Below are 23,788 nucleotides of genomic sequence, written 5' to 3'. Positions count from 1 at the left end.
ATACCGTGATGGACGTTGCGGCGCGATAGAGGACACGATGCAGACCATTCTTCAAGATTTTCGCTTTGCTCTTCGACAGCTTCGCCGAGCACCTGCACTTGCGTTGACGGCGGTGCTTACGCTGGCGCTGGGAATCGGCGCCAATACGGCAATCTTCTCGCTGCTGGACCAGGCGCTTCTCCGTTCGCTGCCGGTTCGCGATCCGCAGCAGCTTGTGGTGCTGGAAGGTACGGGCAAGGCGTGGCAAGGGCATACGAGCAGCCATGGTGGCGATGCGGACGCATATTTTTCCTATCCGATGTACCGCGATCTTCGCGAGCAGAACCGTGCGTTCCAAGGACTTATTGCGACTTCGCCAGCGGGGCTTGATGTGACCTGGCAGGGTAGCGCACAGTTTGCGGATGGAGAGGTGGTGAGTGGGGACTATTTCAGCGTGCTTGGAGCGCGGGCGTACGAGGGCCGGTTGTTGAGTGCGGCTGATGATACGGCTCCCGGAGCAAATCCGGTGGCTGTGCTCTCCTTCGATTTCTGGCAGAGTCATCTGGGATCAGCCTCAGGGCTGATCGGTAAGAGTCTGTCTCTCAATGGATATCCGTTTGAGGTGATCGGCATAGCGGCGCCGGGGTTTCACAGCGCGGTGTGGGGGCAGACTCCCGGGGTGTTTGTGCCGATGTCGATGCTGGAGCAGGTAATTCCAGGGCAGGGCCGACGCCTGACCAATCACAAAGATCGTTGGATGAACATCCTGGGACGGTTGCGCGATGGCGAGTCTATGGCACAGGCGCAGACTTCTGTGGCGCCGCTTTGGTATGCGTTGCGAGCAGACGAGTTGAAGGCGCTCGGCCACCAGTCGCCACATTTTGTTGCGGATTTTCTGACGAACAGCCGACTGCGTGTTCTACCGGGCGCGCGTGGGTTTTCTTATAGCCGAGATGCTCTGCAGAAGCCGCTGCTGGTGGTGATGGGCATGGCGATATTAGTCCTGCTGATCTCTTCAGTGAATGTCGCCAGCTTATTGCTGGTGCGGTCGGCTGGGAGAGTACGTGAGTTCTCGCTACGAACAGCGCTTGGTGCAAGCGATCGGCGCATGATGGGGCAGCTCGTACTTGAGGGTTTGCTGATCGGCGTACTGGGCGGCGGCGCGGGTCTGCTGCTTGCGCCTGCTGCGTTGCGCGTGCTGGTTCATAGTCTTTCGGAGGCTGATGGGACGAGCATCTTTTCAGCGGCGCTCGACGGACGGGTGTTGCTCTTCAACTTCGGGATTGCCTTGCTCGTGAGCCTCTGCTTTAGCATGGCTCCTGCACTGCAGCTCCGTCGCTTGAACCTGACGACGGCTCTCAGGGAGAGCAGCTCGACTGGCTCTGGTGGCATGCTGGTCCTCCGAAGGATGATCGTATGCCTGCAGATTGGCCTGAGCGTACTGCTGCTGGTCGGAGCAGGCTTGTTCGTAAGGACGATGCAGAAATTGCGTGCGGTCGATGTGGGCTTCAATACGGGCCATGTTCTCAGCTTCAACATCCACCCAAACCTTGCCGGCTATAGCGCGATGAAGATGCCGGCGCTGCAACAGCGCATTGCGGATTCGCTTGGCGCGATTCCGGGAGTGGAAGGCGTTGCGGCGACGGACGACCCGCTGCTGTCGGGCTCAACGCAGGGTGGAAACATCTCCGTCGATGGGTATACTCCGGCGACGGATGACGAGATGGATGTCGAAAAGAGCGCTGTAAATCCGGCCTACTTCTTGACGATGCAGATTCCGCTTCTTGCGGGGCGGCAGTTTAACGTGTCGGACAACGCGGCAGGTCCGAAGGTTGCTGTGGTCAATGAAAGTTTTGCGCGACGCTACTTTGGCAGGGCACAGAATGCATTGGGTCACCGTCTGATGGACGGCGCTTCGTCGAAGCCTGTCTTCGACACGGAGATCGTTGGCGTGGTTCGTGATTCGAAGCACTCCGGCATCCGTGACCAGCCGGAGCCCACGCTGTACATGCCGTTCGATCAGTCGCTCTCTCATGCTGTGCGTGAAACGTATTTTTACGTGAGAACAGCGGGTGCATCGGCAAACAGTGTGACGGCGGTCCGCCACGCGATGCAGCAGGTTGATGCTGACCTGGCGGTGGATGAGATGAACACCATGGACCAACTGATCGACGAGGTATTACGAGACGATCGCACCGTTACACTGCTTGCCGTGTCATTCGGGGTCTTGGCAACGGTGCTGGCCGGCATTGGTTTGTATGGTGTTCTTGCGTATGCGACGACGCAGCGCACACGAGAGATTGGCATACGCATGGCGCTTGGGGCGCAACGGCTTGTTGTGATGCGGCTTGTGGTGGGTGACATGGCGAAGGTAGCGGGTGTGGCGGTGCTCATTGCGTTACCGGTTGCCGTAGGGCTTTCGCGTCTGCTGCGAAGCCAGTTGTTCGGCGTGTCGTCTTCTGATCCTGCGACGCTTGTGGGATGTTTAGCCGTTACCGCAGTGATGGTGTTGATAGCCTCCGCTGTTCCGGCTTTGCGAGCTGCGAAGGTCGAGCCAACTGAAGCACTGAGGATCGAGTAAAAGGAGGCTGTGTGACTATTTCGTTGATGCAAGATATTCAGTTTTCGCTGCGGCAGTTGCGGAAAGCTCCGGCATTCACAGTGACGGCTGTCCTCACGCTGGCACTGGGAATCGGGGCAACTGCATCGATGTATAGCGTGGTGCGGGATGTGCTGCTAGCGCCACTGCCGTATCCGGAGCAGGATCGGCTGGTAGGCCTGGCATTTACATTTCCGCAACAAAGGCCAAACAATCGATTGACGGGAGCTGGAGCGGACTTTATTGAGGAGCATACTCGCAACTTCGTGTCGATCGGCGTTTCGGATGGCGAGACGACCGGAGAAAGTCTCTCCATCGGCGCGGGCGATGCGGCGCATGCGTTTCAAGTAGTGGGAACGCATGTGAGTAAAGGGTATTTTCCGACGTTGGCCGTACGGCCCGCGCTGGGTCGCTGGTTTACTGCTGATGAGGATCTGCCCAATGGGCCGAAGGCAGTGTTGCTGAGCGATGCCCTGTGGCGGCGAGCATTTAGTAGCGATTCGAAGATCGTGGGTGCGGCGATCCGTGTCAATGAAGACGCGTACACCGTAGTAGGCGTGATGCCAGCGCTGAGTCTGGGGGCGAGCGGTGGTCGCGAGGCGGGGAAGTCCTCGGACGCGGACATATGGACGCCGTTGCAACTTGGACCGAAAAGCCCGGGATACGACGGTAACAACTTTCAGGCTATTGGACGATTGAAGCCTGGTGTCAGCATGGCACAGGCGCAACAGGAGTTAGATGGACTTAAGTGGCCGTACTACAAACTGTTTCCTGGTTATCTTCGATGGACAATTCAGCCAGGAGTCGTCCATGACTTTCGACTTTGGCCGCTGCAGGAAGTGATTGTGAGTGAGACGCGAACCAGTCTGCTTACGATGCTGGCAGCGGTGATTGCCGTACTTCTGGTAGCGTGCCTGAACCTTGGCGTGATGATGACGGCACGAGCGTCACAACGGGCTCGCGAGATCGCTTTGCGAACGGCGCTAGGGGCTACACGTGGCAGTATGCTGCGACTGATGATGGTGGAAAGTCTTTTGTTGGCTCTTGCTGGCGCTGCTGCGGGGTTAGTGATTGCGAAGTTCGGAACACCGCTGCTGTATGCAGCTTCTCCGTTGGCGATACCGCATCTGCAGGGGACAGGATTGCCGATTTTTACAACGCTGGCGATTGCTTGTGTGACGACACTTCTCTTTGGCTTGTTGCCGGCGCTTGGAGTATTTCGGCAGGATGCGAACCGCGTGTTGCAGGTGGGAACGATGGGTGGGTCGGTGTCACAGATTCGGCTTGGCAAGGCCCTGATGGTAGGACAGGTTGCGCTCGCGATGGTATTGCTGTCGACGGCATCACTTCTGCTGGGAACCTTCCTCAAACTTCGTGCGGTGCCCTCTGGAGTGCTGGTAGAGCGGCTGACCGTGGCCCAGGTAACCTTGAAAGGAGGACCATATGCAGGCACGCAGCACACCGAGCGGTTTATCCAGAAGGTAATAGCTGGGTTGGCGCATTACCCGGGCGTGCAGCGAGTGGCGGCGGTAAACGGACTGCCCCTTGACCGCGGTTTGAACAGCGGGGCCCATCCGGTTGAACAGCCTAACCTCAACGACAACATGGTGGAGTTTCGCGCGATTACGCCAGGATACTTTCGCACGCTGGGTGTGTCGGTTTTGCAGGGGCGTGATGTCGCAGATCAGGATCGTGCCGGTGTCGCGCCCGTCGCAATGGTGAACGAAGAGGCTGCGCGGCGATGGTGGCCGGGGCAGTCACCGCTCGGACATCAGGTGGTCATGGGTGGCAAGGGAGAGATACCGATGACGATCGTTGGCGTCGTCGCTAATACGCGATCCAACTCGCTTGCCGAGGAACCTCAGGTGATGATCTACGCTCCATTCGCTCAACTTTCGGATGTTGTTACGAAGATGATCAATGGCTGGTTTCCAACCACGTTTGCACTTCGGACGGCGGGCGACGTGGATGTTGCTGCGGCGATCGAGAGGGCGGTAAGCGCTGCGGACGTCGATATCCCCGTGGCGAAGATCGAGACCATGCAGGCTGTGATCGACCATACGGTGGCTGGACCTTCCTTCTTTGCCTGGATTGCGGGAGGCTTCGCTGGATTTGCGCTGCTGCTTACGATGATTGGACTGTTTGGGTTGCTGAGCTATCAGGTGACGCAGCGGACGCGAGAGATAGGCGTCAGGCTGGCGCTTGGTGCTCAACGGACGCAGGTACTTGCGTTTGTCATGCGACGTGGCCTCGTATTGCTGGGGACGGGGTTGGTTGTGGGTGGAATGGTAAGCGTCATGGTTCCGCGCATTGTGGGAAGCGTGCTTTCTGATTACGTGTATATGGGTGGCGGGACGATTACGCAGTTGCTTTCGAGCACAAGTGCAGCCCTGATCGCGGCCGCGTTGGCGATGCTGGCCGCGACCTTGGTAGCGAGCTTTCTTCCTGCAATGCGCGCAGCAGGAATTGAACCGATGGAAGCATTGAGGACGGAGTAAACAATGATCGAACTGAAGAACCTGGAACGCAGCTATAAGACGGGGCACACCGAGACCTGGGTGCTGCGCAGGGTGAACCTGACGATTCGCGAAGGTGAGTTTGTAACCGTGATGGGTCCGTCCGGGGCGGGGAAGTCGTCGCTGCTGAATGTGCTGGCGATGCTAGATGACCAATGGCGGGGCGAGTTTAGTTTCGAGGATCAGGCGGTACACGCAATGAACCGCAAGCAGCGGGCAGAGCTAGCTCGACGCCGCATTGGCATGGTGTTCCAAAGCTATCATCTGTTGGATGATTTGACCGTTGCTGAGAATATCGATCTGCCGCTTTCTTACAAGGACATTCCGCGATCGGAGCGGCAGGCGCTTGTGGCGGATACGTTGGACAGGTTCCACATTGTGGGTAAGAAGGATCTCTATCCAAGCCAGCTTTCCGGGGGGCAGCAGCAGCTGGTGGGGGTGGCGCGAGCGGTGATCCACAAGCCTTCGCTGCTGCTGGCGGATGAGCCGACGGGTAATCTGCATTCGGAGCAGTCGCGGGAGATTATGGAGCTTTTTCGAAAGCTGAACCAAGAGGGTACGACCATCGTGCAGGTGACGCATGCGGAGGCCAATGCGGCGTATGGAACAAGGGTGATCGAGCTACGGGATGGCTGGTTGTCGCACGATACGGCAGGTCTGCTCGCGGAGGTTCGGTCTTGATGAGGGCGGAGGGTTTGCGATGCGGTACTGGTTTGATCTTGCTCGCGACTGTCTCAGCAATGGGACAGGTGGCAACCTCGCCGGCGCTACGGTTGGATATACCGCATTCGTACAATCCAATCAGTACGTATCGGGCGACCCTGGTGCCCCGCCCGAACCTGGCGAACTCTGCAAGGATCGATGCGCTTGTACAGAACGGGGTTCTGGAGTTGAGCTTGCGCGATGCGGTCGCGTTGGCGCTCGAGAATAATCTCGATCTGGCGATTGCGCGCTATAACCTGCCGATTGCGCAGGCCGATATTTTGCGGACGCAGGCGGGCGGTACGTTTCGCGGTGTAAATACCGGAGTGGTCCAGAACACCCCGGGTGGTGGTGTTGGTGGCTTTGGATCAGGCTCGAGCGGTGCAGGCGCTGGTGGAACTTCGGGCGGTGCAGGCGGTGCAGGAGCGGGCGCTTCTGGCCTGGTGTCTTCTACGTTAGGAACGGGAACGAGTGTTTCGTCCTATGATCCGGATATCACGGGAAACTTCAACATCGAGCACTACACGGAGCCGTTGTCGAATCAACAGATCTATGGAGTTCCCACGCTGCAGCAGAATACGACGGTCGGTGATATCGGGTATGTGCAGGCTTTTCCTACAGGCACAACCTTCTCTGCATCGTTCAGCAACAATCGCGCCACGACGAACAGTCCGTTCAGCTACTTGAATCCAACATTGAATACGTACTATCACTTCGGTGTTCAACAGCAGTTGCTTGCCGGGTTCGGACTGGGACCGAATCTTCGCTTCCTGAGAATTGCAAAGAACAACCAACGCATCTCGGACGAAGCCTTCAGGCTGCAGGTTGTGACTACGGTGACGCAGATCGCAGATATGTACTGGGACCTTGTTGCGGCCTACGAGGATGAGCAGGTAAAGACGCGCTCACTTGAGTTTGCACAGCAGGCTCTGGATAGCGGACGTAAGCAGCTTGCGCTGCAGGCCATTCCAGCAATGGACGTGATGAAGGATGAGGCGGAGGTGGCAAGCCGTGAGCAGGACCTGACTATCGCGAAGACAACGCTTGAGTTTCAGGAGTTACTGATCAAGAATGCGCTTACGAAGAATCTGGATGATCCGATCCTGGAAGCGATGCCGGTGCGTCCAACGGACAAGAGCTCGGCTGGTGCGGACCAGACACAGGGGCTTGGCACCCTAGCTGTGGGACGACTTCGGACAGAGAACATCATTACGCGTGCGCTGCATGACCGACTGGAATTGGGTGAGTCAGACATTGACCTCGATAATCGGCGCCTGAGTCGCGATGCCGCTCGAAACGCGCTGCTGCCGACGGTGACTCTGACGGCATCGTATGCCGGTACAGGGCTGGCAGGTTTGCAGAATCCGGTGGCTGGGCTAACTTCTACAGCGCCGACGGGGTTCGGTGGTGCGGTTACGGATGCCTTCAACAACAGCGCTCCCGACTACTATGTGGGGTTGCAGGTGAATATTCCACTGCGGAACCGAGTGGCGAAGTCGGACCAGTATCGAGCGGAGTTGGAGACGCGCCAGTCGGAGCTGCGACAGCAGCAATTGCGGAAGCAGATCCGCATTGAGGTGCGGAACGCCCAGTATTCTCTGGAGCAGAGCGAAGCGAGAGTGACGTCTGCACGGAAGGGTCGCGATCTGGCTCAGAAGACCTTCGACATCACGGCTAAGGAGCAAGAGCTTGGAGCAGGCTCAAATTACCAGACACTGACAGCGCGCCGGGATTTGGCGGCATCGGAGTCGACGCTGGTTGCTGCACTGACTGCATACCAGAAAGCAAAGATTGAACTCGATCGGTCGGTGGGGTCTACGCTGGATGCGAACGATATTTCTATAGAATCGGCGAAGACTGGTATTGCGCCCGTGAGACAGTCGGGTGGCCAATAGGCGCGAGTGGAGAGACGGTGACGGACGAGCAGCGGAAGGACGGGGGAGCGGCCAACGCGGAGAGTCCATGCCGACTGCTGATTGCGGATGATCAGGCTCATATTCTCGAGGCGCTACGGCTGCTTCTGCAGCCAGAGGGCTACCGATTGGAGATGGTGCGAAGTCCTGCGCTGGCACTTGATGCACTGAGGAACGACAGCTTCGATGGTGCCTTGATCGACCTGAACTATACGAGGGATACCACCTCTGGTCAGGAAGGTTTGGACTTGGTGGCGCAGGTTCGGCAAATAGATGCTCAACTGCCGATCATCGTAATGACGGCCTGGGGAAATGTTGATCTTGCTGTCGAAGCGATGAGACGTGGCGCGAGCGACTTCATCCAGAAGCCATGGGAGAATGCTCGCCTGCTGAGTGTTTTGCGCACCCAGCTTGACTTGCATCGGAGCCAGAAGAGAGCGCAGTGGCTTGAGGCTGAGAATCGCATTCTGAGGGCTGCGGGGACTATCGATTTTATTGCGACTGCGCCGGCGATGCGACAGGTCCTTGACCTGATGGCGCGGGTTGGTCCTTCTGATGCGAATGTGCTGATTACTGGCGAGCATGGGACAGGTAAGGAGGTCGTTGCACAGACGCTGCATCGGCTATCCAATCGGGCTGACCGATCGCTGGTGGCGGTGAATACAGGTGCGCTCCCGGAGGGTACCTTTGAGAGCGAGCTATTCGGCCATGTGAAGGGGGCGTTTACAGACGCTCGGACGGATCGGATCGGGCGCTTCGAGTTGGCAAACCACGGAACGCTTTTCCTGGATGAAATTGCGAACATACCTGTGAGGCAACAGGCAAAGCTGCTTCGAGTTCTGGAGTCAGGCGAACTGGAACGGGTTGGATCGTCGAAGACGCAGAAGGTCGATGTGCGCGTGCTTTCAGCGACGAATGCGAACCTTGCGGCAGAGTGTGCAGCGGGGAATTTTCGAGAAGACCTGCTATTTCGTTTGAACACGGTCGAGATACGTCTGCCAGCCTTGCGGGAGCGTCGAGAAGACATCCCTGCGCTTGCTGGTCACTTTCTCGCCCGATATGCGGTGCGCTACCGCAGGGTCATCCAAGGATTTGAGCCGGCAGCAATGCAAGTGATGATGCAATTTGCGTGGCCGGGGAACGTGCGGGAGTTGGACCATACGGTGGAACGAGCAGTCCTGATGGCGCGAGGAGAACGCATCGAAGCGGCAGATCTTGGACTGAGCTTGAACGCGGATATGCAACGGTCAGGCGCGAGTAATCTGGAGGAGATGAGCCTTGAGAGTGTCGAGGCTATTCTGATTCGGAAGGCGCTGGCGCGTTTCTCAGGCAACGTCAGCCATGCAGCGGATGCGCTGGGATTGAGCCGGGGCACACTCTACCGGCGCATGGAGAAGTATGGCCTTTGAGTCGCGACGAAAGCGGCTCGCGTTAGGTCGCTCCGGCAGACGGTTGAGCTTCGAGCGGCGCATACGGATCTGGCTGTATTTGCTCGGCCTTCCAGTGCTGTTGTTGTGCTTGATATCGCTACGCCAGGCTACTGTTGAGAGTTCGATGCAGTGGATCGTCGTGTTCGCGGTCATCGCGGCCTGGTGGTTTGCCGTTACCTTGTTGACGGAACAGATTGTACGGCCGCTCCAGACTCTATCGAATGTGGTGGCCGCCTTGCGAGAGGATGACTACTCCTTTCGGGCACGCGGTGGCCGCAGGAATGATGCCCTCGGCGACCTTGCGCTCGAAATCAATGCACTTGCGAGCATGTTGCAGGGACAACGTGCGGGCGCGCTGGAGGCGATGGCGCTCGTGGAGCGCGTTATGAGCTCGATGCAGTCGCCTGTATTGGCGTTCGATCCGAACGGACGGTTGAAGTTGCTGAACGAGGCGGCGGAGCACGCATTCGGTTTGAAAAAGGGACTTGCACTGCATCAAGGTGCGCACGAATTGATGCTGGACTACTTGTTGGAGACTGCTGATGATGGGGTCCTTTCGCTCGGCGCTACACAGCAGACTACGCGATGGGTGGTGAAGCGAAGCGGTTTCCGGCTGCGCGGTATTCCCCATACCCTCTTCGTGCTGTCTGATGTCAGCGTGGCTTTGAGAGAGGAGGAGCGGGTTGCGTGGGAGCGCCTGATTCGCGTGCTTGGACACGAAATCAATAACTCTCTCGCACCGATCAAGTCGATCGCGGGGAGTCTCCGAGATAGATTGGCAGCGCTACCTCTCGGCGCCACCGAGCATGAGGATTTCGAACGCGGTTTAGAGGTCATTGCAAACCGTGCGGAGTCTCTGAACCGTTTTCTGCAAGCGTATCGGCAGCTGATGGGATTGCCTGCGCCTGCGCTCGCGAGGTTTCCGCTTGCCGGGCTGGTGAGACAAGCGGCGGCGCTTGAGACTCGGCTGACCGTTGTTGATCTTGGTGGTCCGTCCATCATGGTTATGGCAGACGCAGACCAGATACAGCAAGCGTTGATCAATCTCCTTCGGAACGCCGCGGAGGCGGCACTTGGTCCTGATACTCGGAGCGATGTAGAGCCACTGGTTGACATAGGGTGGGAACTTGACGGGGCGGAGATTGTCCTTGCGATTCGTGATAACGGTCCAGGATTGCTGAATGAAGCAAACCTTTTCGTACCTTTTTATACGACCAAACCTGACGGCACAGGTATCGGGCTTGTTCTGGTGAAGCAGATTGCTGAAGGGCACCAGGGATCAGTGCGGTTGAAGAACCGGAGTGATGGTACGGGGTGTGTCGTTGAGTTTCGTATACCGTACCGGCATGAGGCCTGAACGCGGCGGTTCAGGGGGTTGCTTGTAACATCATGACAAACTGCGTGCCCTGACCGAGCTGGACGCTTTGGTTTGGAGTTGTAAGCAGAGTGCTACAGCCGGGACCAGCCTCGGGTTGGAGCTTCAGTTTAGGAATGCCGAGGACGGCACCTGGACGAATTGTGCCGGGTGCGCCACCAGGATTGAGGTTCTGGTCGTTTGCCGTACCCATGGCAGAAGCTACATCGGAGATCTGGCGAGTCGATCCTCGTCCCAATTCCGTTGGAAGTGCGTTGTGAAGTCCCTGGAACTCTCCGGGCGGTGCGAGCAGACCGAGAGTGCTGATTGCCAGTTGCTTCTTGCCTTGCCCATCGCAGTCGCCGTGATCGAAGGTGAGGGCAAACTGGGCGTCTCCAGAGGTCTTGGAGAATGTCGACGCCATGACGTGGCCGTAGAGTATGGCATTGGGAGAGAGGGTGCATCCGGGCGAGGTCCAACCCTGTATCACCTGTACAGAGATGGAGGAACCGGCTTTCAGGTGCCTGGAATCCCAGAAGCCCGTCGTTCGTGCCTCGATAGTTGAGGATATCGGATGGACTGTGTCTTCGAGATGCTGGCAAATGGGCTGGCTGGCAGGCGCTGCGGAGGCGACACCGGCAGTCGAAGAGGTCGAGGTTTCTGCGGCGGAGACCTGCGGGTCCATCGACTCAAACCTCACCAATCCATCGCGGTAATCCAAATGGATGGTCATGGAGTGCAGCAGGTCAAAGCCGAGCATGCCGCCGATCTGCAATCCGGTCGTTCGTTCGACGGCGGAGGTATTCATCTCGAGCATGTGAGGTTGGTGGGGTATGAGCAGATTCGCAAACTCCAGATTGAAGTTGTCCCGATAGACCTGAATCGTTGCACCGGAGGTGGTTTGCACTGCGTTGGTAAAATTCATTTTGGTTGACGAGACGGAGTGCGCTACCTCGGAGGTCATCGTGCTGAAACGAATGCCAGAGTCAAGTACGAAGAGCCGACGCTCTTTGTTGTTCAACAAGACTGGGACGAGTAGATAGTGCTGTCGGTGATAGACAGGGCTGAAGCCACGCAACTCCGCTGCATCGGAGCGATCGCCGGGTAGGGAACTGGCTTGCGGCGGGAGTGGAGCCAAGGTTAGTTTCGCATGCGTGTAGTCGAGGGTGATGAGGTAAGGAGCGAAGAGATCCATGCCGATGAAGCCGTCTCCATTACCTGCAAAGGGTGTCTCGCTAACGCCGACAGTGCAGTCCCTGAATTCGAAAGGCCCTACTTGTATACGGTCGGCATGGACCGTGCCGGATGGAGTGCTGTCATTAGACTTCAGGCCGTTCGCGTCGGCTAATGCTCGACTGATATAAAGGCCTGAAGCTGCCGTGTCGACCTGCAGAGTGGATTTCGTTTGAGGGAATTGCACCTCAAGGCGATACGCGTCGATATTCTTACCGTCGCGCATTGAAGGGAGCAGCGGCAGGGTGGCTGACGGAATCGTCGGCAATATCTGGCAGGTCTGGGAGTTTTCTGAAAGAAGAGACAGCATGGACCGGGCTGAGGCTTCGGCCATCGTCTTCACCTCCGGGGTCATCTCGTTGGTGGAGGACAGCGACTGCTGGATGCTAAGAATGTCGTTCGTCGGCGAGACGGTCCTCACCCATGCTCGCCGGATCTCGGGATCGGTCGGATCGATATCATAGGCGCTCTGGATCTCCTTACGTTCCGAACTGTACATGGAGTCGATACGAAAGATACGGCTGCGGATAAGGTGAGCGCGCGCGTAGCACGGGTTGGATGTAGCTATGGTCTGGAGGCTTTGTGCTGCAAGCCAAGGTTGGCCCTGGCGAAGCTGCACTTCAGCTTCAGCGGTAAGCAGAGGTACAGAGTCGGGGCTGCCTGGCAGGACCGCATCGAGGGTCGCAATAGCCTTCGGGATTTTCCCTTCGTGAAGCAGCGTTCGTATGAGACCGGCGGTCAACTCAGCATCATGTGGCTGCTGCACGATCTGTTGCGTGTATAGCTCTTCAGCGTTCGGGTAGATTCCTTCCGCATAAGCTGTGTCGGCCGGTGTAGCAGTTCGTGTTGATACTTTGGGACAGGTAGCTTCCTGTCCAAAGGTATGAGTCGCTGGGAGGAGTACCGCTAAGGCTAGCGCGAAGATGAACGGCAGATGGAGCGGAAGATTAGGCATGGACTGTGATCCCCAGGGCGGCGAGTTTCTTGTCGAGAACAGGTGCCCATTGTTGCTGCGATGAAAGCTCCATCGCTTCGACCATTTTCTTTGCAGTGAGGTAGTGCACTTGCGCCTCGGAGTTGCGTTCAAGCGCATGGAGAGCATCACCTGCTGCAACCTGACCCTCGAAATTGGCAGGATCAATCGCCAGCGCAGCTTCTGCGAAGTGGAGAGCGCCTAGGTGATTTTTCGAATCAAGAAGTGCCTGAGCCCTCCACAATGGCTGCAGCGAGGCGACCTGCGGAACGGTAAAGTCTCCGTTGAAGACGGCTATCCCGTTTGCAATGACGGCATCAGGTTTGCGTTCGAAAAAAGTCTGATAGGGATTTAGAACTTTTGAACCAAACTCAAAGCCATTTAGATCGGCGAAGCTTATCAAGACAGGTCCGTGAATGGTCGGCGGAACATCAATGTCCACTTGGCCATGCGTATCGGCGGTTGGGAGGAGTTTGCAGGGAACACCGTAGTCCGAAGGAAGGAGGAATGGAGCGGGGAAGTAAGCAAACCAGCACTCATGCACGTTGTTTGCGTCAAGATATTGCTTCGTCCATTTGAGCTCCTGACCCCAGTCGGTAGCCGAGTCGGAGAGGTAGAGGTGAGTCTTAGTGGGTCCGCCCCATAGGATGTTGGCGTAGGGCATGTAGTTCGGAAACATGCGGACTGAATCGATTGCATGGCAAAGGAGGAAAATGGCGATCGGATAGATCCACAAGCGTTTCTGCTGCAGGAGTAAGCACGCTCCGCCGCCAGCCAGCGCAAAGGCAAATGGGAAGACGGGGAGAACATGGCGCACTCCAATGTTCAATGGTCCCGCCATCGCGACAGCTAGATAAAAGACAGCTGGTAAGGCAAGAAAGTAGACTTCGCGTGGTTTCCGTACGAAGCCTGTGGCGAAGGCGAAGACAGCCAGCAACAGGAGACCAAGGACGCCAACGGAGCATTTCAGTGAGAGAGCCACTGGAAAGTAGAACCATTGCCCATGGGCATAAAGCTTGCCAAAGATGTAGGTCGGCATGAACGCCGCTACCCGTTGCACATCAATCAGCCCATAGAGGTAACTTTCGGGGAGCAGATGATGGTGCGCACAGAAAAGAATGACATGAGCAGGAATTGTCGTGAGACCTGAGGCCTGATGGTCAAGTCCGGGCATGCTGACACCGCTCGGTTGCATCGCATAGCGAAAGCTGTATACGCCCCAGAGGACGAAGATGGCGAGGGCGGCCATCGCGAATAGTGCAGCACCGAGGTGAATTGTGTCTCTCAGGATTGACTTGCGGCGTTCATACCACTTGCCGGAGAGCTCTCCTGTTGCAAGCAAAAGGAGAATTGGTAAGAGCAGAATGCCGGAGTGCTTCGACACGAGAGTGAGGCCGAAGGTGAGGCCGCAGACGAGGACTCGTTGTCCGGATGGTGCCTTGACGTACCGATAGAACGCATACACAGAGGCGAAGAAGAGACAGGTCGCACCCGAGTCAGTGGTTACAAAAGGTGCGTTCGTGAGGATGGTTGGATCGAAGACAAAGAGAATCATCGCGATCAGGCCAGCGGCCGTGCCGAACATCTCACGACCCGCCAGAAAAAGCAGGGAGGCTAAGAGCAGAGCAAAGATTGAAACGGCCATATGGACACGAAACAGCAGGGAGTCGGCTGTGTAGTAGCCACCGTACCGAGGATCGTTGCGAAATAGCAACTCGCGGCCGCCGTAGTACGCCTCGTCCTTAAAGAATCGCCCCTGCCGAGGAGCGATTCTCAGGTCAAGCCCTAGTAAAGGGAGTGTAGCCACGAGTTTTACAAGTGGGGGATGTTCGGGGTTGAGGCTGTACTCTCGGTGCTTCCAATTCATGTAGCCAGAGAAGATGTGATCCCCTTCGTCCCAGCTTGCCGAGGCCTGTCGTGTCGAGAGAGCTATTTCACAGATCATGATGAGAAGCAACGCCGCAGCTGCAAACCAAGCCCATCGTTCACGCTTTGCTATCAAGGTGCTCACCGCCCGCAACCATCATACGGAAAGGGCCTGCGGGAGCACGAGAGGTTTACTGCCCGCCGGTCTTACGTGCGGTTACAGTGATGCCCATGCCGCTCAGCTTGCTGCGAGCGAGCGTGGCCTCGGGAGATGCGGGATAGCGCGCGATGAGGGCGCGAAGTTCGCGGACGGCTGCGTCATTCTGCTTGAGAGCCAGCAGCGCCTGACCTTTGTGGAGGCGTGAGGCGGGGACTTTATTGCTGGCTGGGAAGTGATCAAGGACCATGTCATAGTCCTTGACGGCCTCATCATATTTGGCTGCCCGGTAATCAATCTCGCCGAGGTAGTAGAAGGCGTTTCCGGAAAGAGCGTGATCAGGATAGTCGCGGATGACATCCGAAAACTCGCCAGCGGCCAGTGAGTACTTTGCGGCCATGTAGTCGCCAAGAGCGGACTTGTACATATCGTCCACGGCTCCCGCTGGAGCTGCGGAGACGGGTGCAGTTGTGTCGGGCAACGGCGCGGCCGGGGTCATCGAGGCCATGGGGCTTCCCGCAGCGGGCTTACCGCGACGGCCGGTTGGTGGAGTCGCTGGAAGCGTCTGTGGCTGCGTAGTGTCGGGGACGGAGCTGACGGGCGGAGCCGTTACTTGAGGCGTCGGGCTGCCGGCACCGATACTTTGCTGCTGATTCTGGATGTCCTGCGTCAATTTTTCGAGCCGAGCCAGGCGGGTCTTCATCTCATCGAGCGAATCGTTCAGGGCCTGGACTTGGCCACCGACAGCGTCGAGCTTCGCGCCCGTCGCCTCTTGCTGGGTCTGTAGGTTGCGCTGCAGGGCGTCCATGTTGGCTGACATCTTGTTGACAGTGTCGGCGCTCTGCTGGACGAGGTCCTTCATGACGCCCATACGCTCGTCGTTCGACTGTTGGAGGCGTGCAACGGCATCCTGCAGCTGCTGGATCTGGGTTTGTAGCTGGATCATGTCCTTATTCGCCGCAAAGGCTGGGGCAGCAAAGAGGACGAGGGTTAGGAGCGTGGAAGCGCGGCGGAGATGCTTACTTTGAGAGATCATGGGAACTCCGATGGAAGGCGAGTTGGAGGAGTGGGGTTCGCATAAGCGAAAACCCCACCCTTTGTGATGAGTCTACAAAGAATGGGGCGTCCGATAGTTTAACTACTTTAGCGGTCGAGTGAGAACTGACCACGACGATTTTGCTGGTAGCAGCTCTCATCAGCTTCGGTGCAGAACTGCTTTTCCTTACCGTATGAGACTACGCGGAGACGGCTTGCCGATACTCCGGCATTGACCAATGCGGTCTTCGCAGCATTTGCACGATTTTCGCCGAGGGCAAGGTTGTACTCGGCTGAACCACGCTCGTCACAATAGCCGCCGATGATGACCTTGATGTTTGGATGTGCCTGAAGGTAGGACGCTGCGTGAGTAGCATTTGCCTGCGCATCCGGACGAAGATCGTAGCTGTCGTAGTCGAAGTAGACATCCTGAACGTTTTGATGGAACGCCTCTTCGCTGCCCATATCACCGTTCGCGTCAGCTACGGGCGCAGTCGGAGCGGTCGGTACTCGAACAGTGACACGAACATTGGCTTCAGTATCGCCGCCGCCACCCTTGGCTACGAGGTGAAAGCTGGTCGAGGTCGATGGGGAGACGGTCTGCGTGCCGTTCGCCGGAACCGTGCCGATGCCGTCGATGGAGACAGAGTCTGCATTCTGAGTGCGCCAATTAAGGACGACCGACTGGCCAAGATCGATTGCCAGGGGATCAGCGGTGATGACTGCGGTAGGGGCATTGCCGCCGTTTGAGGGAGCGCCAGACATTGTGCCGATGTTGGAGTCGATACCCTTCTTATGGCAGCCAACGGCGGCGCTCAGTACAACGGCGGCGCCTATGGTGAAGATCTTGCGGATTGCAGGATGAGTCGAGTTCATTTGATTTCTCCTAGGTAGTAGTCAGATTTATTTCCTGAAGCTATTGGCGAATGTATGGACATCACCGCTCTGCTCTGAATGACAGTAGATCGTGGAGTGGTCGGCTATTTCCAACTCCAGTTTGGCATGTCTCCGCCGCCACCGGTGAGGGCGTGGCGTTGAGTTCCGTCAGCGAGCATCGTCCAGACCTTGGTATCGCCGGGACGACCGCTGGCGCTATTTGCATACACGATGTGGCGGCCATCAGGTGACCAGGAAGGAAAGTCGCAGCGACCACCATCGTGGGTAAGCTGGATCCACTTTTTGCTTGCGACTTCCATCACGTAGATGTCCTGGCCGCCGGGTGCTCCTGGACCGTATTTGCGATCCCAGGCGAAGGCAACAAACTGGCCGTTTGGCGACCAGGAGGGAGATGTAGCGTAGCCGCCATCGGTCATGCGCTGAATGCCGGAGCCGTCCGTCTCCATGATGTAAAGCTGAGGGAGACCTGTCCGGCCGCTGATCCAGGCAATCTGCGCCCCGGTCTTTGGATTGTAGGTTGGCGAGACATCCGGGCCTTTGAAGCTTGTAACGCGACGGGAGAGACCGCCGGTCGCGTCGGTGATCCAAATGTCTGGATCGCCGGAGCGGGAGGACGAGAATGCAATCTCGCGTCCGCTGGGCGCCCAAGCGGGCGAAAGATTCGTGCCGCCAGTCGATGAGAAAGCCACCGTGCGATTCAGAAGGAGAGAGTACATCTGGATCTGGAAGCCGTACTTACCAAGCGTTGAGAAAGCAACGCGAGAGTTATCCGGCGATACGCGGGGTGAGATGGAGACCGTACCGAGATGAGTGATGGCGTGCTGATTCGCACCGTCATAGTCCATCATCCATATCTCTTTCGTTCCGCCAGCGATGTGAACGTAAAAGATCTTCGTCTCGGCAATTCCAGAGACGCCGCCACCCAAACGGAAGATGATCTCGTCGGCAAAGCGATGCGCAATCTGGCGAGCGCTGTTCTCGCTGGGCTCTTCGCTGTACTGCTTGGCGAGAACCTGTGGGTACTGGGAGTTTTTAGCGTCGAAGAGATAGCCACTTACTACCAGCTTGCCTGACTGGATACCGAGAGAGCCGAAGGCCACCATGGCCGCCGAAGCTGGAGCGCCGGACCACTGAGGCAAACTGATTTCGGAAGGGCCACCGGGAGTCGCCTGGGGTGTCAGTGACTTCGAGACCATATCGAAGATGCCGGCATTGGCGAGGTCAGAGTAAAGGGTAGTATCGAAGGTGCTCTTGTCCGTTGCGACCTGAGAGTCTGCAGTAGCAGGCTTGAAGTCGGCGACAGCGACACGGATGCGGTCGGCCCCGCTTGACGTTTCTGTCTTGAACCAGTCCTGTGCGGGACTCGCCACGGCTAAGGCGGATAGGGCGAGCAGCAAAACAAGGGACTTACGGGCGCGGGAGGTTTGACGCAGACTTATCATTCTCTTCCATGGTAGACGCAAAGACGTTATGTTGCGTTGATTGAGCAGGCAGAATGTTGCTCTCCATGGTTCGATGCAACCACGATGCTAGATGAGACGGGCAGATTTTGCCTAAACGGTGGTGTCGGCCCATTGTCACTGCCGCTTGTAGTCAAAGGAATATTCGACAGTAATGTGGTCGCCTGCAGGGAGCGGCCCGAAGCCCTCCACACGCTGGATCGCGCGCATTGCGGAGGTGTCGAGTGAAGGTGAACCGCTGCGCGTCTCGACACGGGGGTTCGAGGGCACTCCGTCCCGATTGATGTCGAAGACGATGGTGACCCGCTTGCCATTCGAGGCGACCGGGTCCGCTTCCTGGGTAAACCACTGCTCGGCTACCTTTTTGTTGACGATGTTGATGTAGTAGGCGAAGCGCGCGCCAAAGGTTTTGTCTTCCACGTTGACGCTGGCCGTGCCGTTCTTAAGTTGCATTGTGGCCATGGCTACGCGGACGCCGGGAGCTTCACCAGTCGCGGCCTTTGTGGGTTTCGGCGGTTCGGGCGTGGGATGCTTCGGCGGCTCAGGGGTGGGCTTCTCGGCCACTTTAACCGGTTTGGTGATTTTCTTAGGGATTGCTACTTCATTTGGCTTGGGCGGCGGCTCGGTCTTCTCTTTCGCAACCACGGGGGCAGGGCTTGGTGTTTCTGAGGCGAGGACGTTCTTCTCGTCAATCTTCTGCTTCGGCGGCAGAGGAATCGACGCAACCATGGTGGCCTGGATTGCCCCAGCCGTGGCCTGGTCCTGTCCCCATGGCTTGGTGTGTGGGTGAAGGTATGCGGCTCCGATGATGCAGCCGGCGATTACGACGTGTAGGAGAATAGATCCGCCGAAATCTTTGGCGGTACTGGCTTTCTCCTGCTCGGATTTGAGCTGCGTTGGGATCGGTGGCTCCGGTGTTTACAAGCGAAATCCGCTCAAGTGAATGAGTATTTACTTGGCGTCGAGTGGTTGGGTCACGATGCTGATGTTGGTGATGCCAGCTTGTTTCACTGCGTCCATTACGGAGGCGAACGCGCCGAAGGGAACGCGTTCGTCAGAGCGGATGTAGACGATGCGCTTAGCGTCAGGCCTGGTCCCTGTGCGGAGACGCTCGGGAAGCTCGTTGACGTTTATGGGCTTATCCTGCAGGAAGACGGATTGATCTTTGTCGATCGTGATGACCATCCGTTCCTCAGTAAGCTGATTGACGGATCGGGTATGCGGCACCGCAACTTCGATTCCGGATTGCAGAACCGGAGCCGTCAACATAAAGATAAGCAGCAGAACGAGCACAACGTCGACGAGTGGCGTGATGTTGATCTCAGCGAGCGCCGTCTGGGTACGCGCCCGGCCACCGCTCTGGACGGAAAAGGCCATGGCTAGTAGTCCCTTCGGCGGGGTTCTTCGGGCTGTCGCCTAATTTCTTCCTGCGGAGCAGCGGGTGTGATCATGGCAGCGTTTTCGATCGCATTAAGGAGTTCGCGGCCAAAATCGTCCATACGAGCCCCAAAGTCGCGAAGGCGGGCGGTGAGTTGGTTGTAGCCTACGACGGCAGGGATGGCCACGACGAGACCGGCGGCGGTTGTAATCAAGGCTTCCGAGATGCCGGGAGCTACAGCGCGAAGGGTGGCGGCGCCGGAAGTTCCGAGGCCGTGGAAGGCGTCGATGATCCCCATGACTGTGCCGAGAAGGCCGATAAACGGGGCGATAGCAGCGATCGTTGCCAGCCACGTCATCCGTGACTCCATGACCGTAAGGGCCTCAGATGACGCGGTCTGGGCGGCCCGGTCGAGAGCTATGGGGTTGCGAGGAAGGCCTCGGCCTCCAGTCTGACGCTGGTATTCGTCGTGAATCTCGTTGAATACGGCAACCAGAGGGCTGGGCTTGAATTGGTCAGAGACTGTAGCGATCTCGGAGAGGCGTCCAGACTTGCGGAAAGCCCTCAGAAATCGCTTGCCTTGTGTCTCAGCTTTGCCGAAGCTCGACCATTTCGAGAGCATGATCGACCATGAAAATATGCTGCATAGCAGTAGGAGGATGAGGACCCCTAGCGCTACGGGACCGCTATTATGGACCATCTCAAGGAGAGCGCTGTTGCCGGAAGGGGCGGCGGCGGAGGGGTCGACAGGAGTGGCAGCATCTTGAAACCAGTGCAGGGTGAGCGATAGGATTGCGGCTGAAATCGTCATCTAGAGACTAGTGTAAAGGTACTTCGGTGGACCAGGCACGAAAGGTACCCTCAGAGGAACCCCCAGCCTTAAGACGAGGTTCGTCCCGTAGTGGATTAGAAGATTGAGGTGTTTAGGTCATAGCCTTCAGGGAAGTAAAGGCTCAGCAGCTACTCTTGTTCCAAAGCGCGAGAACCTTGGGTGAAAGATACTTCTCGATGGGCTGGTAGTGCTCGCAGCGAGCTTGCTGGAATTCGAGTAAAGCGTGTTGTTCAAGGCTCTTGTGCTCGGTTTTACCACGAGGATCGGCGAGTAGAGCTTGTGAAGCGAACGTTGCGCCCAAGTAAAAGTAGGCTACACCACGGTTTCGGACTCCGCCCGCTGTAAGGTAGAGCGAGATCGCGTCTCCTGCCTCGGCAAGTTGGGATCTATAGTAATCATGAAGGCCAATTGACAAAGTGTTTTCAAGGCCTTGCGGGGTTTTCTGCATGTTGTCCATGATGTGCTGTTTACCTGCAAGTGCTTCAGCCTGACGCGGGTTGATTGCAAGGACACGCTCGAAGGCTTGGAGAGCGGCGTCTACATCTTTGCGCGATTCTGCGGCGTGCCCCTCCGCCAGGGCTGCCCTAATCTTGGCGTCGTTGTCGGGCGCTTTCGGAATTTCTACCGGTTTTTTGGTGTCCGCCACGACCGGTTTGGTAGGGGGCGGTGTGCTGGGCTTGTTCACTGTTGCGGCCGCGAGCAGCACTTCAACTTCTTGAAGCTTTCCACCTGGATTCCCGGGACCATTTGGCCGGATAACCATAGCAAATTTGTACTTTTGCTGGGCAGCCTGATAATTTCCATTTTGCTTTGCGGCATCACCTGCCTGCATCGCATCCTGATAGATGCGAATGTTGGTGAGGATTTGCTGAACTGAAGACTGTAGTTCGGGGACCTGCACCTGCTTCGCGTTGGCCTCTGCAGTTGCTAAATCACCACGATCGTAGGCTGCCTGGGCTGCAATAAGAGTCTCTTTGTTTGCCGCGAGAAGTTGCGGATGGCCCTCTGCGTTCTTAGCTTCCTGCATGAGATGGACCGCATCGTCATGACGCAGCCCAAAGGTGATCTTGCTAAATTGCTTGACTGCGCCGGAATAATCCTTCTGCTGCATGGCGGCTTGCCCGGCGGCAAAGAAACCGTCAAAGGACTGAAGCTGCTCGTTCTCATGGTGTTGAGCGGCAACACACTTCTTGTCATACTTTTTGGGTTCGAGCTTAGCCGCGTCACACAGGAAGCCAACCGCCAACTCGACGTCGCCCTTCGACATGGCGAGTTTGTAACGTGCTTCGAGGTCGTCGGCCTGCTGCGCTGCCTGTTGGCCAGCACTGAGAGGATGTGGGACGAGGAAAAGAACGGCAATAGTCCATAAAGCAAGGAACCGAAAGTTCATAAAAGGTCCAAATCGTCTCTGTCGCAAATCGTTCCGGTCTCCGGTCTGACGAGGCTAAATCTCAGAAGGTCTGCTCCTGCCAGCATGGAGCCTTTCGCTCGATGCTGACGTAGAAGGTTCTCTAATTTTACTTGGCAGGCAGAAGATCTTCAGCGAATCAAAAGCGACAAAATCAATTTCATAGACATTTTCTGCATCCAGCTTTCGCCCAAGACCGAGAAGTGAAATCATGAGCGGGTGAGGCCCTTACTGAAAAGACAGACAGTAGCATTCAAAGCCTGGATAAATCTCCACCAAATTCAGGCCTTGATGCTCATCACCGGTTTGGCAGTTTTCCTATTCTACGGGTACACAATCACCTCTGGATTTGCGCCGTATGACGATCCAATTTTGATCGTCGGCAATCCGTCGGTCCACTCTATCAGCGCAAGCCTCAAATATTTCAGCAATTCGGTTTCATTTACAAGTGACTTGCGGGGCAGCGAAGCAGCGTTCTACCGGCCGCTGTTCTGGATGAGCCTGGCCGCAGACGCTAATCTTTGGGGATTGTCACCGATTGCGTTCCATATAACAAACCTGGTTCTTCACTGGGGGGATGGGATCCTCTTGTATTTTCTCCTTCACAGGCTGAAATCGAGTCAAGTGCAAAGTCTATGCATTACCCTCCTCTGGCTGGTTCTTCCGGTTAACTCTGAAGCGGTTGCCTGGATTTCAGGGCGAAGTTACCTGCTGGTTACCCTCTTTATCCTGGCGGCGCTGCTTTGTGCTGCGCGGTATCTTGCTGGGGAACCGAAAATCTTTCTTGCTGGTTACGGACTGGCTGCTGCGGTCGCTCTGCTCTGCCATGAACAGGGAGTATTGCTGCTACCACTGACTCTCCTCGTTGCCTTGTTGTTTGGGGCGGCTCGCACCCGGAGAGCGATGGAACTTTGTGTGATTGCGATACTCGTAGGCGGCGGATATGTACTGCTTATCAAGGCTCTCGGAGATAACAGCGGGCTCCGGTTTGGGGCTATTTCTTCGGTAGGATTGACGCTGGCAAGGTACATTGGATGGCTGCTTCTTCCCGTCCACATGAGTGTGGAGAGATCGACCGACACTCCGATAACCGGTTGGTCGTATGTGGCAGTACTTACGCTCCTGGTTGCCGTGGCGGTTATAATAACCCTGTTTTTCGTACGTAAGATCCCGAAGCTGGTTCGTGTGGGTCTCGTATGGATTCTGGTGTGCATGCTGCCGTTTACGGGCATTGTGCTGATCTACCAGGGAATGGCTGAGCGATTTCTCTACCTGGCCTCAATTGGACTGGCTATCTCTGTGGTTGCATGTTGCGCGTCAATCCGGGGGCAAACGCGCGCCTTTGTTATTGGCGTAGTCGCGCTTTGGGTGGTCTGGGGGGTTGGCCGTCTCGAGATGAGACTCGTGGATTGGCATAGTCCGTTGCGGCTCTATCAGAGTTCACTCAGGGCTACGCCAAGGAGCTTCAAACTCGGATATGACCTCGGCGCTCTCTATGAAGAGCAGGGGAGATACAACGATGCTCTTGAGGCGTATCGGGAGTCGCTTCGAATGAATATTGGCTATGAGCCGTCAATCGCTGGAATGGGGAATGCGTACCTACTGCTGAACGACCCAGAGATAGCGCGAAAGTTCTACGAGCAGGCGCTGGTTCGGAAGAATGATGACGTGAAAACCATCAACAACTATGGGACGGCTTTGGATCGGCTTGGGCGACTGAACGACGCCAAGCGCCAGTATCTGCGGTCGATCGCACTGGCTCCGACAGACGATACCGCCTACTGTGATCTGGCCGTGCTGTTCTATGACGCAGGTGATGCAGACGTGGCTGTGACGCTGTTCAAGAAGGCTATTTCAGTGAATGCGCACGATCCGCTGCCGTACTCAAACTTGGCAGCGATCTATGTAAAGCAAGGACACAAAGAGCTGGCGTTGCCGATGTACAGAGAGGTGCTGGAGCTCGACCCGGGCAATGAGTCTGCAATTCAGGCTGTCCAAAGTCTGCAGCGAAAGTGAAGCGTTTGCTATCCTCCCCCTTAGACCTGTCGTTTCGTGG

At 56.9% G+C, this 23,788-nt stretch carries 17 protein-coding genes; 8 read left to right on the top strand and 9 right to left on the bottom strand.

Annotated elements, in window-relative coordinates; all coding sequences use genetic code 11:
- Positions 1-37: 37 nt before the first annotated feature.
- The 6 genes from OHL20_RS21490 (at position 38) to OHL20_RS21465 (ending at position 10,496) form a co-directional block, all read left to right on the top strand.
- Positions 38-2,560: an ABC transporter permease gene (locus OHL20_RS21490; protein ID WP_263385352.1), complete on the top strand. Its 2,523-nt coding sequence runs from the start codon at positions 38-40 to the stop codon at positions 2,558-2,560.
- An 11-nt stretch (positions 2,561-2,571) separates the two neighbouring features.
- Positions 2,572-5,076: an ABC transporter permease gene (locus tag OHL20_RS21485; protein WP_263385351.1), complete on the top strand. Its 2,505-nt coding sequence runs from the start codon at positions 2,572-2,574 to the stop codon at positions 5,074-5,076.
- Between the two features lie 3 nt (positions 5,077-5,079).
- Positions 5,080-5,775: an ABC transporter ATP-binding protein gene (locus OHL20_RS21480; protein ID WP_263385350.1), complete on the top strand. Its 696-nt coding sequence runs from the start codon at positions 5,080-5,082 to the stop codon at positions 5,773-5,775.
- Positions 5,776-5,834: 59 nt separating this feature from the next.
- The gene (locus OHL20_RS21475; protein WP_263385485.1) at positions 5,835-7,691 is read left to right on the top strand and encodes a TolC family protein; all 1,857 of its coding nucleotides are present in this window, start codon (positions 5,835-5,837) and stop codon (positions 7,689-7,691) included.
- A gap of 17 nt (positions 7,692-7,708) precedes the next feature.
- Positions 7,709-9,118 (top strand): sigma-54-dependent transcriptional regulator, encoded by a 1,410-nt coding sequence (locus OHL20_RS21470; protein WP_263385349.1) that lies wholly within the window; start codon positions 7,709-7,711, stop codon positions 9,116-9,118.
- A 145-nt stretch (positions 9,119-9,263) separates the two neighbouring features.
- Positions 9,264-10,496 carry a sensor histidine kinase gene (locus tag OHL20_RS21465; protein ID WP_263385348.1) on the top strand — a complete coding sequence of 411 codons (1,233 nt, stop codon included), beginning with the start codon at positions 9,264-9,266 and terminating at the stop codon, positions 10,494-10,496.
- 10 nt (positions 10,497-10,506) lie between these two features.
- Here the strand turns inward: OHL20_RS21465 and OHL20_RS21460 are convergent, their stop codons facing one another.
- From OHL20_RS21460 to OHL20_RS21420, 9 genes are all read right to left on the bottom strand, one after another.
- A complete protein-coding gene (locus tag OHL20_RS21460) occupies positions 10,507-12,681 on the bottom strand; it encodes a tetratricopeptide repeat protein (protein ID WP_263385347.1) in 2,175 nt (724 codons plus the stop codon).
- The gene (locus OHL20_RS21455) at positions 12,674-14,710 is read right to left on the bottom strand and encodes a glycosyltransferase family 39 protein (protein WP_263385346.1); all 2,037 of its coding nucleotides are present in this window, start codon (positions 14,708-14,710) and stop codon (positions 12,674-12,676) included. Before OHL20_RS21455 ends, OHL20_RS21460 begins: the two co-directional genes overlap by 8 nt.
- Positions 14,711-14,756: 46 nt before the next feature.
- Complete coding sequence (locus tag OHL20_RS21450; protein WP_263385345.1) at positions 14,757-15,758, bottom strand: tetratricopeptide repeat protein; 1,002 nt, start codon at positions 15,756-15,758, stop codon at positions 14,757-14,759.
- Between the two features lie 107 nt (positions 15,759-15,865).
- Positions 15,866-16,633: a peptidoglycan-associated lipoprotein Pal gene (pal, locus tag OHL20_RS21445; protein ID WP_263385344.1), complete on the bottom strand. Its 768-nt coding sequence runs from the start codon at positions 16,631-16,633 to the stop codon at positions 15,866-15,868.
- A 104-nt stretch (positions 16,634-16,737) separates the two neighbouring features.
- Complete coding sequence (gene tolB, locus OHL20_RS21440; RefSeq protein WP_263385343.1) at positions 16,738-18,096, bottom strand: Tol-Pal system beta propeller repeat protein TolB; 1,359 nt, start codon at positions 18,094-18,096, stop codon at positions 16,738-16,740.
- Positions 18,097-18,231: 135 nt separating this feature from the next.
- A complete protein-coding gene (locus OHL20_RS21435; RefSeq protein ID WP_263385342.1) occupies positions 18,232-18,843 on the bottom strand; it encodes a TonB family protein in 612 nt (203 codons plus the stop codon).
- Between the two features lie 222 nt (positions 18,844-19,065).
- Positions 19,066-19,491, bottom strand: coding sequence for an ExbD/TolR family protein (locus tag OHL20_RS21430; RefSeq protein WP_263385341.1), 426 nt, complete (start codon positions 19,489-19,491; stop codon positions 19,066-19,068).
- A gap of 2 nt (positions 19,492-19,493) precedes the next feature.
- On the bottom strand, positions 19,494-20,303 hold the full coding sequence (locus OHL20_RS21425) for a MotA/TolQ/ExbB proton channel family protein (RefSeq protein WP_263385340.1): 810 nt from the start codon (positions 20,301-20,303) through the stop codon (positions 19,494-19,496).
- Positions 20,304-20,445: 142 nt separating this feature from the next.
- The gene (locus OHL20_RS21420; protein WP_263385339.1) at positions 20,446-21,435 is read right to left on the bottom strand and encodes a tetratricopeptide repeat protein; all 990 of its coding nucleotides are present in this window, start codon (positions 21,433-21,435) and stop codon (positions 20,446-20,448) included.
- A 6-nt stretch (positions 21,436-21,441) separates the two neighbouring features.
- On the opposite strand from OHL20_RS21420, the gene OHL20_RS21415 reads away from it, so the two are divergent.
- Both OHL20_RS21415 and OHL20_RS21410 read left to right on the top strand, forming a co-directional pair.
- Positions 21,442-21,693 carry a hypothetical protein gene (locus OHL20_RS21415; protein ID WP_263385338.1) on the top strand — a complete coding sequence of 84 codons (252 nt, stop codon included), beginning with the start codon at positions 21,442-21,444 and terminating at the stop codon, positions 21,691-21,693.
- 345 nt (positions 21,694-22,038) lie between these two features.
- Entirely contained in the window at positions 22,039-23,748 is a 1,710-nt protein-coding gene (locus OHL20_RS21410) for a tetratricopeptide repeat protein (protein WP_263385337.1), read from the top strand.
- Positions 23,749-23,788: the final 40 nt, after the last annotated feature.

The sequence above is a fragment of the Granulicella arctica genome (assembly GCF_025685605.1).
Classification (GTDB): domain Bacteria; phylum Acidobacteriota; class Terriglobia; order Terriglobales; family Acidobacteriaceae; genus Edaphobacter; species Edaphobacter arcticus.
The sequence above is the reverse complement of the archived record's forward strand: the minus strand, read 5'-3'. Positions and strand labels throughout refer to the sequence as shown.